The 14,567-nt window shown below is 69.7% G+C and carries 14 protein-coding genes, 1 tRNA gene and 1 pseudogene; 11 read left to right on the plus strand and 5 right to left on the minus strand.

The window, feature by feature from the left end; all coding sequences use genetic code 11:
* Positions 1–188: 188 nt before the first annotated feature.
* The 3 genes from WMJ97_RS03885 to WMJ97_RS03895 are packed head-to-tail and all read right to left on the minus strand — an operon-like array spanning position 189 to position 2,995.
* Positions 189–986, minus strand: coding sequence for a carboxymuconolactone decarboxylase family protein (locus tag WMJ97_RS03885; RefSeq protein WP_347347649.1), 798 nt, complete (start codon positions 984–986; stop codon positions 189–191).
* 16 nt (positions 987–1,002) lie between these two features.
* Entirely contained in the window at positions 1,003–1,965 is a 963-nt protein-coding gene (locus tag WMJ97_RS03890) for an NADP-dependent oxidoreductase (protein WP_347347650.1), read from the minus strand.
* 7 nt (positions 1,966–1,972) lie between these two features.
* A complete protein-coding gene (locus WMJ97_RS03895; protein WP_347347651.1) occupies positions 1,973–2,995 on the minus strand; it encodes a zinc-dependent alcohol dehydrogenase family protein in 1,023 nt (340 codons plus the stop codon).
* A gap of 220 nt (positions 2,996–3,215) precedes the next feature.
* On the opposite strand from WMJ97_RS03895, the gene WMJ97_RS03900 reads away from it, so the two are divergent.
* The 6 genes from WMJ97_RS03900 to rbsD all read left to right on the plus strand — a co-directional run bounded on the left by WMJ97_RS03900 (position 3,216) and on the right by rbsD (position 9,061).
* Entirely contained in the window at positions 3,216–4,226 is a 1,011-nt protein-coding gene (locus WMJ97_RS03900) for a LacI family DNA-binding transcriptional regulator (protein WP_347347652.1), read from the plus strand.
* 34 nt (positions 4,227–4,260) lie between these two features.
* Entirely contained in the window at positions 4,261–5,769 is a 1,509-nt protein-coding gene (locus WMJ97_RS03905) for a sugar ABC transporter ATP-binding protein (protein ID WP_347347653.1), read from the plus strand.
* Between the two features lie 91 nt (positions 5,770–5,860).
* Positions 5,861–6,727 (plus strand): ABC transporter permease, encoded by an 867-nt coding sequence (locus WMJ97_RS03910; RefSeq protein ID WP_347347665.1) that lies wholly within the window; start codon positions 5,861–5,863, stop codon positions 6,725–6,727.
* A gap of 31 nt (positions 6,728–6,758) precedes the next feature.
* Positions 6,759–7,694, plus strand: a complete 936-nt coding sequence (locus tag WMJ97_RS03915) for a substrate-binding domain-containing protein (RefSeq protein ID WP_347347654.1) — start codon at positions 6,759–6,761, stop codon at positions 7,692–7,694.
* Positions 7,695–7,772: 78 nt separating this feature from the next.
* Complete coding sequence (gene rbsK, locus WMJ97_RS03920) at positions 7,773–8,675, plus strand: ribokinase (RefSeq protein WP_347347655.1); 903 nt, start codon at positions 7,773–7,775, stop codon at positions 8,673–8,675.
* The gene (gene rbsD / locus WMJ97_RS03925; RefSeq protein ID WP_347347656.1) at positions 8,672–9,061 is read left to right on the plus strand and encodes a D-ribose pyranase; all 390 of its coding nucleotides are present in this window, start codon (positions 8,672–8,674) and stop codon (positions 9,059–9,061) included. Before rbsK ends, rbsD begins: the two co-directional genes overlap by 4 nt.
* A gap of 129 nt (positions 9,062–9,190) precedes the next feature.
* Here rbsD and WMJ97_RS03930 read toward each other — a convergent pair.
* A tRNA-Leu gene (locus WMJ97_RS03930) sits at positions 9,191–9,272 on the minus strand.
* Positions 9,273–9,540: 268 nt separating this feature from the next.
* On the opposite strand from WMJ97_RS03930, the gene WMJ97_RS03935 reads away from it, so the two are divergent.
* From WMJ97_RS03935 to WMJ97_RS03945, 3 genes are all read left to right on the plus strand, one after another.
* Positions 9,541–9,837 (plus strand): AMP-binding protein, encoded by a 297-nt coding sequence (locus WMJ97_RS03935; RefSeq protein ID WP_347347657.1) that lies wholly within the window; start codon positions 9,541–9,543, stop codon positions 9,835–9,837.
* Between the two features lie 182 nt (positions 9,838–10,019).
* The gene (locus WMJ97_RS03940) at positions 10,020–11,069 is read left to right on the plus strand and encodes an AMP-binding protein (RefSeq protein ID WP_347347666.1); all 1,050 of its coding nucleotides are present in this window, start codon (positions 10,020–10,022) and stop codon (positions 11,067–11,069) included.
* A gap of 39 nt (positions 11,070–11,108) precedes the next feature.
* The gene (locus WMJ97_RS03945) at positions 11,109–12,443 is read left to right on the plus strand and encodes an MFS transporter (protein ID WP_347347658.1); all 1,335 of its coding nucleotides are present in this window, start codon (positions 11,109–11,111) and stop codon (positions 12,441–12,443) included.
* A 7-nt stretch (positions 12,444–12,450) separates the two neighbouring features.
* Here the strand turns inward: WMJ97_RS03945 and WMJ97_RS03950 are convergent, their stop codons facing one another.
* Positions 12,451–12,918, minus strand: a complete 468-nt coding sequence (locus tag WMJ97_RS03950; protein WP_347347659.1) for a MarR family winged helix-turn-helix transcriptional regulator — start codon at positions 12,916–12,918, stop codon at positions 12,451–12,453.
* A gap of 122 nt (positions 12,919–13,040) precedes the next feature.
* On the opposite strand from WMJ97_RS03950, the pseudogene WMJ97_RS03955 reads away from it, so the two are divergent.
* Positions 13,041–13,979 (plus strand): annotated as a pseudogene (locus WMJ97_RS03955) (SDR family NAD(P)-dependent oxidoreductase).
* Between the two features lie 14 nt (positions 13,980–13,993).
* The coding region (locus WMJ97_RS03960) for an amidohydrolase family protein (protein WP_347347660.1) at positions 13,994–14,567 on the plus strand (574 nt) is incomplete at its 3' end.

The raw sequence follows: 14,567 nt of genomic DNA on the forward strand, positions 1-14,567 counted from the left end.
GCAGGCGTTGTGGAAACGCTGCAGGCGTTCCGCGGTCTACTGCAGGCGTTGTCGAAACGCTGCAGGTCTTTCGCAAACGCTGCAGGCGTTTCGTCGCTCGCCACGAAACGGCCCGGGCGCACACGAACAAGCAGAGCCCTCGGCGTCCTGGCCAGGGCCCTCGCAGCCTCCCGGACGCCGCGGCCGGGCTACTCGCCCCCGGACTCCTCGCCGCGCTCCTCGAGGTACTCCTGCACGATCCGGATCGCGTTCAACGCCGCCGGGAACCCGATGTACGGGAACGCCTGCACGAGCGCGGCCAGCACGGTCTCGACGGTGTGCCCCGCCTGCACGCACCCGCGCACGTGCGGCCGCAGTTGGCGGTCGAGCCCCAGCCCGGCGTACGTGACCAGAGCGAGCAGCTCGCGCATGGGGACGTCGAGCCCGCCGCGCGTCCAGAAGTCGCCGAAGGTGAAGTCGGTCAAGAACGCCGGCACCGCCTCGGCGAACCCGCCGGGCAGCCCCGCGAGGGCGTCCGCGATCTCGTCGCCGTACAGCTCCCGCTGGATCGCCAGACCGCGCTCGTGCCGGTCGGCTTCGGTCACGGTGCCCTGCGGCGGAAGCGGCAACTGCTCGCCGCGCGCGGTCAGCACCTCGCTGACCACGCCGATCGCGTTGAGCGCGCGCGGGAACCCGATCATCGGCGCGAGCTGGTACATCGCCTCCTGCAACTCCACGGGGGTGACCCCGACGTTCAGGGCCGCGTTCGCATGGGCCTTGAGCTGCGGCAGCGTCTGCAGAGTGCCCAGCGCGGTGACGGTGATGAGCTCGCGCGTGCGGTCGTCGAGGTCGCCGGTGGCGAACACCTCGCCGAAGATGACCGAGCGCAGGATGCGGCCGAACTCGGGGTGCGGGTCGGGCGCGCTCTCGTCGCGCTCCCCGAAGAGCCGCGTAAAGACCTCGACGGCGCGCTGTTCGCGCGGGGAGGCGTTGGAATCGTTCTGCATCGGATGTCCCTTCTCGTCAGTGGTGGCGCGCCGGGCGCACCGGGAATTCGAGGATGCTGCGGCCGCGCAGCCCTCCGGCGTCCAGCAGCCGGTGCGCCTCTGGCGCCTCGGCTGCCGGCAGCACGTGCGCCACCCGCATCGCCAGGACGCCGTCGGCGGCCAGCGCGCCCAGGCGCGCGATCGCCGCGTGATCGGTGGCGCGGCGGCGCACGTTGAGCCCGTGGCCGGTAATGCCGCGCTCGCACTCCGGCGGTTGCGGCCTGAACACGGCGAGTTGTCCGCCGTCGCGGATCGCGCCGAGGATCGCGGGGCCGATCCCCGCTGGGTCGGCCGCCGCGTCCACTCCGCCGGGGACCAGCGCGCGGACGCGCTCGACGGCGTCCGGACCGCGCGGGACGAACAGCTCGGCCCCGAACGACCGGACGAGTTCCTCGTCGGCCTCGCCCGCCAGCGCCACCACCCGCAGCCCGGCGCGGGACGCGAGCTGCGTGACGTACCCGCCGACGGCGCCGGCCGCACCCGGGACCAGCAGGGTGTCGCCGGGGGCGAGCCCCAGGGCGTCCAGGCCGTTCTGCGCGGTGAGCGAGTTCATCAGGAAGGACGCCGCCTCCGGCATGCTCGCGCGGGCGGGGGCGGGCGTCACGCTCGCCACGGGGGGCACGACGAGGTCGCTGTAGCCGCCCCACGACCCTCGGAAGTCGACGAACGCGACGACGGGCGTCCCGATCGGGAGTGCCGCTTCGCCGCCCGGGCCGACCTCGTCGATGACGCCCGCGACCTCCATCCCCGGGACGAACGGCGGCGTCAGGCCCTCGTTGAGGGCCGCGAGGCGTCCGGTGCGCTCCATGGCATCGACGGGGGCGACCCCGGCAGCCGCCACCCGGACGCGCACCTCGCCAGGGCCGGGGTGCGGGTCGGGCAGGACGACCGGACGCAGAACGTCGGGGCCGCCGTAGGCGTCGAATCCGATGGCGTGCACGGCGACGCTACGGCTGCAGGAGCGCCTTGATGGCGCGCCGCTCGTCCATCGCCTTGTACGCCTCGGCCGCCTGCTCCAGCGGCAGGGTCAGGTCGAACACCTTGCCGGGGTCGATCTCGCGCCGGTAGATGCGGTCGAGCAGGTCGGGCAGGAACCGCCGGACGGGCGCGGGCCCGCCGAGCAGGTTCACCTCGGCGAAGAACAGGGCCTGACCGGGCAGCTCGACGTCGTGCGAGACGCCCACGTAGCCGACGTGCCCGCCCGGGCGGGTGGCCTGGATCGCCTGCAGCATGGACTGCTGCGTGCCGACGGCCTCGACGACCGAGTGGGCGCCGTAGCCGTTGGTGAGGTCTTTGACCTTCGCGACCCCCTCGTCGCCCCGCTCCTCGACGATGTCGGTGGCGCCGAACTCGAGGGCGAGCTTCTGCCGCGACTCGTGGCGGCTCATCGCGATGATGCGCTCGGCGCCGAGTTGCTTGGCGGCCAGGATCGCCAGCAGCCCGACCGCGCCGTCGCCGACGACCGCGACGGTCTTCCCTGGGCCGGCCTGGGCCGCGACCGCCCCGAACCACCCGGTGCCCAGCACATCGGACGCCGCCAGCACGCTGGGGATCAGATCGGGCGTCGGCTCCCCGGGCGTCTTGACGAGCGTGCCGTCGGCCAGCGGCACGCGCAGGTACTCCGACTGTGCGCCCGTCGGGCACGCGAACTCACCCACGATGCACCGGGACTGGAAGCCCGCCTCGCAGATCTCGCAGGTGTTGTCGGACGCGAAGAACGACCCGACCACGAAGTCGCCCGGCTTGACGTTCTTCACCTCGGAGCCGACCTCGTCGACCCAGCCGACGTACTCGTGCCCCATCGGCGACGGACCCTTCACCTCGTCGACGCCCCGGTAGGGCCACAGGTCGGAACCGCACACACAGGACGCCGCCGACTTGATGATCGCGTCGGTCGGCTTCTCGATGGTCGGCTTGTCGCGGTCTTCCACCCGGACGTCGCCGGCTGCGTACATGACTACTCCACGCACGTGAATCTCCTCAGGCTCTCGCGGTTCAGCTCGTGCGGCTGATGCGGACGACGCTACGCCGTGGGTCCGACAATGCGCGAGCGCGTGAGGGGTACCGCTGGTGCCCCCACGCGCGCGAGCGCCGGCGCCATCGTTGACAAGGCTCGCGCGAGACGCTTACCATTCATGTAATCGATTTCTGAAATCGATTACATGCATCTCGATGAGGAGGTGACTGACCGTGGCAACAGTGAAAGACGTGGCGAAGGCCGCCGGCGTCTCCGCGGCGTCCGTGTCTCGGGTGTTGAGCAACCACCCCTCGGTCTCCCCCGGTCTGCGCAAGAAGGTGCTGGCGGCGGCTGGCGAACTCAACTTCCGTCCGAACGCGGTGGGCCGGGCGCTCCGGCGAACCGGGACCCGCACGATCGGCCTGGTGGTCTCCGATCTCCTGAACCCCTTCTTCACCGAACTGGCTCGCGCGGTGGAGGATGCAGCCCGAGAGGCCGGCTACCTCCTGATCGTCGGCAACGCTGATGAGTCTCCCGAGCAGCAGGACCGGTACGTCGAGACTCTGTTGGAACGTCAGGTCGACGGGCTCATCGTGGTCCCGACGGTGGAAACGTCCCCCTTGTTGAGGGAGGCGGCCGACCTGGAGCGCCACATCGTCCTGGTCGATCGTCCGGCGGCCGACGTGAGCGCGCCGCTGGTGGCGTCGGACACGGCCCCCGCGATCACCGAACTGGTCGACCATCTCGTCGCCACCGGGCGCCGCGACATCGGCATGATCTCGGGTCCTGAGCAGGCCGGCACCACACGCGAGCGCGTCGCGGCGCTGCGGGACGCCTTGGCGGCACACGAACTCCAGTTGCGCTCGGAGGGGCTTTGGGTTGGGGACTACCGGCGCGAGTCGGGCCGCGAACTGATGAAGGAGATGCTCGACGAGGGGACGACCCCCCAAGCCCTCCTGGTCGGGAACGGCCGCATGGCGCTCGGCGTCCTGGAGACGTTGAGCAGCTATCCCGCGGTCGTGCCGCAACTGGCGCGTGATCTCGCGCTCGCGGCGATCGACGACCTCGAGGTGTTTCCCCTCGTGCACCCCTCGATCACGGCGATCGAGCAGCCCTCCCGCGAGATGGGGCGCCAGGCCTTCACGTCCCTGTTGGCGCGCATGGGCGGCCACGACGTCGGCAGCGTCCGACTCCCCTGCACCTTGCGTCTACGCGAGTCCACCGACCCTCGACGGCTCCGGTGAACCGCCCATGGTCCACATGAGAAAGGAAACAGGCATGCAAGAGGACACGCCTCTGCTGAGAGTCGAGGGGCTCGTGAAACGCTTCCCGGGCGTCGTGGCTCTCGGCGGGGTCTCATTCGACCTCCTCCCCGGGGAGGTCCACGTTCTGCTCGGCGAGAACGGCGCCGGCAAGTCGACGCTGATCAAATGTCTCGCCGGCGTCCATCAGCCCGACGAAGGGGTCATCACGGTCGACGGCGACCCGGTCGTCCTGCACACCACTGCGGACGCCGAGAAGTTGGGGATCGCGACGATCCATCAGGAGTTCAACCTCGTTACCGAACTGAGCGTCGCCGAGAACGTCATGCTCGGCCGTCAGCCCCGCGTCGCGGGCATCATCAAGAAGGCCGAGATGAACAAGACGGCCAGCGCCACGCTCGCGAAGGTCGGCCTGCACCTCGACCCGCGGACGCCGGTGTCCTCGCTGGGCGTGGCGCGGCAGCAGCTGGTCGAGATCGCCAAGGCGCTGAGTCTTGACGCGCGGATCCTGATCATGGACGAGCCGACGGCCGCCCTCACCGACGACGAAGTCGACCGGCTGCTCTCCCTCATGGACGAGCTACGCGCCCAGGGCGTCGCGCTGATCTTCATCTCGCACCATCTGGACGAGATCCGGCGCATCGGCGACCGGGTGACCATCCTTCGTGACGGCGAATCCGTGACCACCGTCCCGGCCTCGACCGAGACCGACGAGTTGGTACGCCTCATGGTCGGGCGCTCCATCGACGCCCAGTACCCACGGGTGCGCGGCGAGGTGGGCGAGACGCTCCTGAAGGTCGAGGGGCTCAGCCGGAAGGGCAGCTTCGACGACATCTCCTTCGAGGTGCGGGCCGGCGAGGTGGTCGGCTTGGCAGGCCTGGTCGGCGCGGGCCGCACCGAGGTGCTGCGCGCGGTCTTCGGCGCCGATCGGTTCGACCGCGGGACGATCACGGTCGGGGGCCGGTCGCGCAGCCACTCCGGCGTCGAGCGCGGCATCGCGCAGGGGCTTGGCCTCGTCCCCGAGGATCGCAAGCAGCAGGGGCTGGTCTTGGGCGCTTCGGTCGCCGACAACCTCGGGCTGGTCAAACTGAAGGACGCCTCGAAGGGCGGCATCGTCAACCGGGGCAAGCTGGCCGACCTCGCGCGTCGCGCCATCGACAGCCTCCGGATCCGCACCCCGAGCGCCAAGGCGACCGTCCGGAACCTCTCCGGCGGCAACCAGCAGAAGGTCGTCATGGGCAAGTGGCTGCTCGCCGACCCCACGGTTCTTCTGCTGGACGAACCGACCCGCGGCGTCGACGTCGGCGCGAAGGTCGAGATCTACAACCTCATCAACGACATGACCCAGTCCGGGCGTGGGGTCCTCATGGCCTCCTCCGACCTGCCCGAGGTCATCGGCATCTGCGACCGCATCCTGGTGATGGCCCAGGGCCGCATCGTCGGCGAACTCACTCACGAACAAGCAACTCAAGACGCCGTCATGGCTCTGGCGGTCCAAGAAAGGGAGTCAACCCGTGCCCACTGAAGCAACCCAATCCGCGCCCTGGTCGGCGCGAGCCAAGGAGCTCGCCGGCCAGAATGGGGCACTCGGCGCCCTGCTCATCCTCGCGATCGCCATGGCGATCCTGAGCCCGGTCTTCCTGACCACCCAGAACCTCATGAACGTCGGTACGCAAGCGGCGGTCGTCGCGATTCTGGCGTTCGGCCAGACGTTCGTCATCGTGTCGGCCGGCATCGACCTGTCCGTCGGCTCGCTCGCGGCCCTGTCGGCGATCGTCACCGGCTACAGCGCGACGAACCTCGGCTTGCCCGCCTGGGTGGCCATCCTGCTGGGCATCGCGACGGGGTGCGCAGCCGGCCTCGTCTCCGGGATCCTGATCAGCTACGGGCGGCTACCCGCCTTCATCGCGACGATGGCCATGCTGTCCGTCGGGCGCGGCCTCGCGCTCGTGCTGTCCAACGGCATCCCGGTGCGGCAGCCGTCCCAGGTCGCGTTCTTCGGCTCCACGCTGGGGGGCTGGCTGCCCGTACCGCTGCTCATCATGGTCATCCTCGGCGTCCTGGCAGCCTTCATCCTCAACCGCACCTACCTGGGCCGCTGCATGTACGCCATCGGCGGCAATGAGGACGCCGCGCGTCTGTCCGGCATCAACGTCGCTCGGCAGAAGCTCATCATCTACGCCCTGTCCGGCACCTTCTCGGCCATCGCGGGTCTCGTGCTGGCCGGTCGTCTGGTCTCCGGGCAGCCGCAGGCGGCGTCCGGCTACGAACTCGACGCCATCGCGGCCGTGGTCATCGGCGGCGCGAGCCTGGCGGGCGGCAAGGGCCGCGCGTTCGGCACCTTCATCGGCGCGCTCGTCCTGGCGGTCATCCGCAACGGCCTGAACCTGCTGAACGTCTCCTCGTTCTGGCAGCAAGTCGTGATCGGCATCGTGATCGCCCTCGCCGTCCTCACCGACACCCTCCGCCGCAAGTCGGCGTAGTCACACCCACCTAGTGAAAGGAACACCCACGATGTCCAAGATCGGAATGCGCATCGCCGCCATCCTCGCCTCGGGCGCCCTGCTTCTGTCCGGCTGCTCCCAGGGCGGCACGGCCGCGTCCTCGGGGGCCGGCGGCGAGAAGGTCAAGCTCGGGATGGCGATCTCGACGCTCAACAACCCCTTCTTCGTCTCGCTGGAGAAGGGCGCGAAGGACGCCGCCGCGGCGGCCGGCGCCGACCTCGTCGTCACCGACGCCCGCGACGACGCGACCCAGCAGGCGAACCAGATCCAGAACTTCCAGGCCCAGCAGGTCAAGGCCGTCCTCATCAACCCGGTCGACTCCGACGCGGCCGGCCCGATGGTGGCCCCCCTCGCCGCCGCGAACCTGCCGGTCGTCGCAGTCGACCGCGCGGTGAACGGGGCCGAGGTGAACGCTCTCGTGGCGTCCGACAACGTGGCGGGCGGGCGGATGGCCGCCGAGACGCTGGCGAAGGCCATCGGCGAGAAGGGCGACATCATCGTGCTCCAGGGCGTCGCCGGCGCGACCGCCTCCCGCGAGCGCGGCCAGGGCTTCACGGAGGGGATCGCGAAGTTCCCGAACGTGAAGGTCGTCGCGAAGCAGCCCGCCGACTTCGACCGCACCAAGGGCCTCGACGTGACGACGAACCTGCTGCAGTCGAACCCGAAGGCGGTCGGCGTCTTCGCAGAGAACGACGAGATGGCTCTGGGCGCCATTCAGGCGCTCGGGGACCGGGCCGGCAAGTCGGTTCAGGTCGTCGGCTTCGACGGCACCGCCGACGGCATCGCCGCCGTCAAGCAGGGCACGATGTTCGCCTCGATCGCCCAGCAGCCGGAGGAGCTCGGCAAGAAGTCCGTCGAAACCGCGCTCAAGCTCGCCAAGGGCGAGACCGTCGACAAGGCGATCTCCGTGCCGGTGGTCGTCGTCGACAAGAGCAACGCCAAGTAATCCTCCCCTCGGCGCCGGACGCCGCCCCGACGGGGCGTCCGGCGCTGCACCCCCACACCATCGACAGAAAGGGATGCTGTGAGCATCACGGTGATTGGATCCGCGAACGCGGATCTGGTGATTGAGGTCGACCGTCGACCCTCCGGCGGCGAGACGCTGCTCGGTTCTGACCTCGTCATCACGCCCGGCGGCAAAGGCGCCAACCAGGCCGTCGCGGCCGGCCTGATCGGGGGCGACGTCGCGTTCGTCGGCTGCGTCGGAGCGGACGGCAACGGGGCGCTCCTGCGGGAATCGCTCGAGGCGTCCGGGGTCGACACGTCGCCTGTGGACGACGTCGACGTCCCGACCGGCTGCGCCCTCATCACGATCACGCCTGACGGGGAGAACTCGATCGTGGTCTCCCCCGGCGCGAACCGGCGGGTCACGCCCGAGTATCTCGACGAGCACGCCGACGCCTGGACGCACGCCGACCTGGTCGTCCTGCAGCACGAGATCCCGCTCGAGTCCGTCCGCCACGTCGCGGCCCGCTGCCGCGACGAGGGCGTCCGGTTTCTGCTGAACGCCGCCCCGGCGGCCGACGTCCCGGATGACGTGCTGGCCGTGTGCGACCCGCTGGTCGTCAACGAGTACGAGGCCGCGCTCGTCGCGGGCGTCACCGAGGGCAGCGCCGAGCCGCTCGAGCTCGCCCGGCAGCTGCTGGGACGCGGTGCGCGCAGCGTCGTCGTGACGCTCGGCTCGCAGGGGTCGCTCGCGGTCGACGCGTCCGGTGAGGTGACCACGCAGGAAGCCGAACGCGTCACCGCGGTCGACACGACCGGCGCCGGGGACGCCTTCGTCGGCGCGATGGCCGTGGCGCTGGCGTCCGGGAAGGGGTTCGGCGACGCGTTGGCCCTCGGCACGCGCGTCGCCGCCCGCGCGGTGCAGAAGCGCGGCGCGCAGGCGTCCTACCCGACCCTCGCCGACGTGGAGGCGGCCCGATGAAGCGCACGGGAATCCTGAACGCCGACCTGTCGGGCGCGATCGGACGCCTCGGCCACACCGACCTCGTGGTCGTCGGGGACTGCGGGCTGCCGCGGCCGCACGGCGTGCCGGTGATCGATCTGGCCGTGACGTTCGGCGTCCCGAGCTTCGAGGCGGTCGTCCGGGCGCTGGCTGGGGAGATCGTCGTCGAGAAGGCGTGGGTCGCCACGGAGACCGCGGACGCCAACCCCGCGGCCCAGGAGTTGCTCGAGTCGCTCTTCGGGGAGCCGGAGACCCTGTCGCACGAGGAGCTCAAGAAGAAGTCCGGGGACGCCGTTCTGCTCGTGCGCACCGGGGAGGCGACACCGTTCGCCAACGTCATCCTGCGGTGCGGGGTGCCGTTCTGACGGCGGCGTTCTGCTCGCTCGTCCGCTGGGCCGTCCACGCTGGTGGGCGGCCCAGTCGGCGTCGGACGCCCAACGCCGCCCAAGCCCGATGCGTCACCGCTCCGTCGCCCTGCGAGTTGAGTGAGTGAGTGCCGGAGAAGGGACTTGAACCCTCACGCCTTGCGGCACAGGAACCTAAATCCTGCGTGTCTGCCAATTCCACCACTCCGGCCAGCGGTGACACAGTCTAGGGGGTGGACCGGTGGTCCGCTCCGGGCCGCCGATCGGCAGCCCGGCCGGGACCGCGAGGGGCTCGGGGCACGCCTTGCGCCGTCCCTCACCGGCGTCCGCTCCGTGCTGGATGCCTGACAGATCGACTCCACGGACGCCGCCAGCGCGGCGTCCCTGGCTCGGAGAAAACCCAAACACCAAACCGTTGACTCTTTCAATGAAATGCTGTTTCAATCGATCAGTCGATCATCTGGACGAAGGAGTCAGCTGTGAACCTCGGTATCGGCACCTGGCCGCAGCGCCGGGCCAAGGTGCGCCCGCACGACGTAGCCATCGAATTCGAAGGGCACGAGTACACCTACGCGACCGTCTCCGACCGTGTCACCCGCCTCGCCAACGCGCTCACCGCGGCGGGAGTCCAGCGGGGAGACCGGGTCGTCCACCTCGGCTTCAACCATCCGGCCGCCCTCGAACTGTTCTTCGCGGCGGGCCTCATGGGCGCAACGTGCGTGCTGCTCAACCCGCGCCTCAAACTCGCCGAGGTGGAGTACATCGTCGGCGACTGAGCGCCCCGCGTCCTCGCCTTCGGCGCCGAGCAGGCCGACAACACCACCCACCTCGCCACCGCGCACCCCGGATTGACCCTCGTCAGCATCGACGCGGGCACGCCGACCGCCCCGGACGTCGCCCATGACCCGGAATCCCCTACGAAGCCTTCCTCGCCGGCGGCTCGGACACCCCCGTCGAGATCGACCTCGACCTGGAAGAGCCCTGCCTGATCATGTACACGTCCGGGACCACCGGGCACCCGAAGGGCGCCGTGCTCAGTCACCGAGCCCTCTTCTATCAGTACGTCAACGCCCTCATCGGGCAGGACCTCCGGCAGGACGAGGTGCACCTCGCCGCCGCCCCGCTGTTCCTCATCGCCGGGCTCAACATGATGACGGTCCCCACCTTCACCTTGGGCGGCCGCATCATCATCCACCGAGGCTTCCGCGCCGAGGCCGTGCTGGAGCAGATCGAGAAGTCCCAGGTGACGTCGTCGTTCTTCGTCCCGGCGATGCTCGACATGCTGAGCCAGCACGAGCGATTCGCCGACGCGGACCTGAGTTCGTTCCGGGCGATCATGGTCGGCGGGTCCCCGCTGCTCGAGCAGACGATCAAGACGTGGCAGGCTCGCGAGGTCGCGATCATGCAGGGCTTCGGCATGACCGAGGCGGCACCGGGCGTCTGTATGTTGGAGCCGCGCGACGGCCTCGTCAAGGCCGGCTCCGCGGGACGCCCGCACTTCTTCACCGAGAGTCGCATCGTGGACGTCGTCGGCGACGAGGTCGGCCCTGACGAAGCGGGCGAGATCATCATCACCGGGCCGAACATGATGTCCGGCTACTGGAACAAGCCGGAAGAGACTGCGCGCGCTGTCGAGGACGGCTGGTACCACTCCGGCGACATCGCGCTGCGCGACGCCGATGGCTACCTCTGGGTCAAGGACCGCATCAAGGACATGTACATCTCCGGCGGCGAGAACGTCTACCCCGCCGAGGTCGAGAATGCCCTCGTCTCGGTGCCAGGCGTCCGCGACGCGGCCGTCATCGGCGTCCCGGACGACCGCTGGGGCGAGACCGGCAAGGCCTTCGTCGTGTTGTCGGACGCCTCCCTCACCCCCGACGCCATCGCCGCCGCCCTCAAGCCGCTGCTGGCCAACTACAAGCAGCCCAAGTACATCGAAATTCTCGACGAACTGCCGCGGACCGGCACCGGGAAGATCCAGAAGCAAGCTTTGCGCGAGCTGAACTGACCGAGCCCAGTCACTCCACCCAGAATCCCGGAGACCACCATGACCATGAACGAACAATCGCTCGACCGCTTGGACGCCAGAACGAAGAATCGCGAGGCCCGCCGAGTGATCCTGTCCAGCTACCTCGGCTCCACCATCGAGTATTACGATTTCCTGCTCTACGCGTCGGCGTCCGCCCTGGTGTTCCCCAAGGTGTTCTTCGCGCAACTCGACCCGCTCGCCGGCACGATCGCCGCCTACGGGACGTTCGCCGCCGGCTACATCGCGCGCCCCTTGGGCGGTGCGATCTTCGGGCACTTCGGAGACCGCCTCGGCCGCAAGCGGATGCTCATCCTCTCCATGCTCATCATGGGCGTCGCCTCGACGCTCATCGGGCTGATCCCGCCCAAGGAGGTCATCGGGTCGGCCGGCGCGATCGTCTTGGTGCTGCTGCGCGTCATGCAGGGCATCGCCGTCGGCGGCGAGTGGGGCGGCGCGGCCCTGATGGCGCTGGAGCATTCCACGCACGGGAAGCGAGGCTTCGCGGCGTCCTTCACGAACGCCGGCGCGCCCACCGGGGCGGCGCTCGGCACGTTCATCCTGGGCATGTTCGCAGCGCTCCCCGAGGCCCAGTTCCTCGCGTGGGGCTGGCGCATCCCCTTCCTGTTGTCGGTGCTGCTGCTCGTCATCGGGCTGGTGATCCGCAGCAAGGTCAGCGAGAGCCCGATCTTCGCGGCGGCCGTCGCGAAGGACGAGGCCGAGGGCACCACCAAGAAGAAGGTGCCGATCGTCGAGGTGCTGCGGCGGCCGAGGGCCCTCATCTACACGATGCTGTCCGGCGGCGCGGGTTTCGCGCTGCAGGTGTTCCTGGCGACGTTCGCCGTCGGCTACGCGGTGGAGCACGGCGCCCCGCGCCAGTCAGTGCTGTACGTCTTCGCGCTGGCCTCGCTGCTGCAGGTGGCCTTCGTGGTAGCCATGGGCCGGGTCTCCGACCATTTCGGACGCCGCCCCGTCATGCTGGTCGGTCTCGTCGCCTTCATCGCCCTCATCTACCCGATGTTCGGCTGGCTCGCGTCGAGGAACATCCTGTTGATCTTCCTCGCCTTGACGATCGGCCTCCTGTGCCACGCCCTCATCTACGGCCCGCTCGCGGCGTTCGTCTCCGAACGGTTCGGCACGACGGCCCGCTACACCGGAGCGTCGCTGGGCTACCAGTTCGCGACCCTGCTGGGCGCGGGCTTCACGCCGGGCATCCTGGCGTCCATCTACGCGGCGTCCCAGCGCGACACCGCCCCGGTCGTGCTCTACCTCGCCGCGATGTCAGTCGTGAGCGCGATCTTCATCCTGCTCACCAAGGAGTCCAAGGACCACGATCTGCACACCTACGAGCACTGAGGCGCCCTTAGAAGGCGACCGCGGCCAGCAGGCGGATCAGCTGGTCGCGGTCGTCCGGCGCCAGCGCCGCCAGCGTCTCCTCGTTCGCGGTGGACACAGTCGCCCGCGCCTCGGCATAGAACCGGCGTCCGGACGCCGTGGCGACGATCACCTTCGAGCGCCGGTCCCGCGGGTCGGGACGCCGCTGGACTAGCTGACGCCCCTCCAACTCGTCGACGAGCCCCACGATCTGGCTGGGGTCGAGGTAGAGGAACTGGCTCAGTTCGCGCTGCGTGGGTCGCAGGTCGCTGCACGCGAGCGCGAGCACCGCGTAGTGCCGCACCTTGAGCCCGAGCGCGGCGAGGGCCCGGTTCGCGTCGGCCGACCCCCGGGAGGACAGGCGAATCGCCAGGAAGACCGGCTCGCGGGCCAGATCGCTGGCGGCCAGCCGCTCCTGGACCGACGAATCGTTCGCGGTGGTGGCACTGTCGCTCATGGAGGGCCCCTTCGAGTTGCTGGTCACACCCTACCCATAGGTGAACAACAAAACCGTTGACATTTTCAATGACATCCGATGTGATGGACCGAGTTCAGACGACAGCGAAGGAGCATGTGGCCATGACAAACATCGAACCCCTCGACGGCAAAGTGGCCGTCGTCACTGGTTCGGGCCAGGGCCTCGGCCTGGCCTACGCCCAAGAACTGGCCCGCCGCGGCGCGGCGGTCGTGATCAACGACGTGAACGAGCAGCGCTCAGGCGGCGGTCGAGTCCATCACGGCCGCCGGCGGCCGGGCGACCGCCGTCGTGGTCGGGGTCGGCACCACGGAGGCCGCGACCGCCCTCATCGAGGGCGCCTTGGACGCCTTCGGCGGATTCGACATCCTGGTCACCAACGCCGGCGTCCTGCGCGACAAGTCGGTGCTCAAGATGACCGATGACGACTTCGACACCGTCATCCACGTTCACCTGCGCGGCACGTTCCTGTGCGTGCGCGAGGCCTACCGCTCTTTCAAGGAGCGGGGGTCGCCGGACGCATCATCACCATCGGCTCCCCCACCGGCCAGTACGGCAACTTCGGCCAGACGAACTACGCGGCAGCCAAGGCCGGCATTGTCGGCATGGTGCGCACGTGGGCGCTCGAGATGAAGAAGGCCGGCGTCACGGTGAACACCGTCGTCCCGGTGGCGGCGACCGCCATGACCGAGACGGTCCCCTACTTCTCGGCAGCGATCGAGGCCGACAAGCGGGGTGAGCCCATGCCGGACTTCTTCCGCAAGACTCTCGGATTCGGCACGGCCGCCGACGTGGCCGGTCTCGTCGCCTTCCTCGCCTCGGACGCGGCGTCCGGCATCACCGGCCAGGTCGTGGGCGCCGGAGGCGACCGGCTGCAGCTGTTCAGCCATCCGCAGCCCATCGTCACCGAATACAGCGACGGCGGCTGGACGTATGAGAAGCTCGCCGAGCAGTTCGACACCCCCGTCGAGGGTCACCTGCAGGCCTGCGGCGAGAAGATGCCGCCGCTGCCCGACGACCTCGCTCCGGCCCAGGCGAAGTGAGGGGCTCCCCGACCATGCGCTACGAGTACCATCCCGACCTCGCGGCCTGCACCGCGATCGATGTGCACGTGCACATCGAACAATCCGACGATGGCCACACGTCCCTGCCGACGGCGCTGACGGAGGCGTCCGCTGCCTACTTCAAGGCGGAGGACCGCTCCCCCACCCTCGACGTCATCGCCGAGAGGCACCGGGCCGAGAACATGGCCGCCGTGGTCTTCACCGTCGACGCCCGGACCGCGCTGAAGCACGAGCCCAACTCGATCGAGGAGATCGTCGCCGGGTGCGTCCGACACAACGACGTGCTGATCCCGTTCGGCTCCGTCGACCCCCACCAGGGGCCCGTCGCAGTGGACCGGGCGCGCCGCATGGTCGAGGAGTGGGGCGTCCGCGGGTTCAAGTTCCACCCGTCCCTGCAGGGCTTCGACCCCTCCGACGAGCGGTTCTATCCGCTGTACCAGGCAATCTCGGACCTCGGCGTCCCGGCGCTGTTCCACACGGGGCAGAACGGCATAGAAGCTGCGCAGCGCGTCGGCGTCGCCGGTGCGCGCGGGCCGCACGTGAGCGACACCGCCGTCGGCGAGGACC

This window comes from Nigerium sp. (assembly GCF_039811905.1).
Classification (GTDB): Bacteria; Actinomycetota; Actinomycetes; order Propionibacteriales; family Propionibacteriaceae; genus Propioniciclava.

Coding starts and splice junctions, on each gene's coding strand:
- WMJ97_RS03910 (WP_347347665.1), top strand. CDS start 5,861: ATGGCGATCCTGAGCCCGGTCTTCCTGACCACCCAGAACCTCATGAAC.
- WMJ97_RS03885 (WP_347347649.1), bottom strand. CDS start 986: ATGCAGAACGATTCCAACGCCTCCCCGCGCGAACAGCGCGCCGTCGAG.
- rbsD (WP_347347656.1), top strand. CDS start 8,672: ATGAAGCGCACGGGAATCCTGAACGCCGACCTGTCGGGCGCGATCGGA.
- WMJ97_RS03915 (WP_347347654.1), top strand. CDS start 6,759: ATGTCCAAGATCGGAATGCGCATCGCCGCCATCCTCGCCTCGGGCGCC.
- WMJ97_RS03945 (WP_347347658.1), top strand. CDS start 11,109: ATGACCATGAACGAACAATCGCTCGACCGCTTGGACGCCAGAACGAAG.
- WMJ97_RS03950 (WP_347347659.1), bottom strand. CDS start 12,918: ATGAGCGACAGTGCCACCACCGCGAACGATTCGTCGGTCCAGGAGCGG.
- WMJ97_RS03905 (WP_347347653.1), top strand. CDS start 4,261: ATGCAAGAGGACACGCCTCTGCTGAGAGTCGAGGGGCTCGTGAAACGC.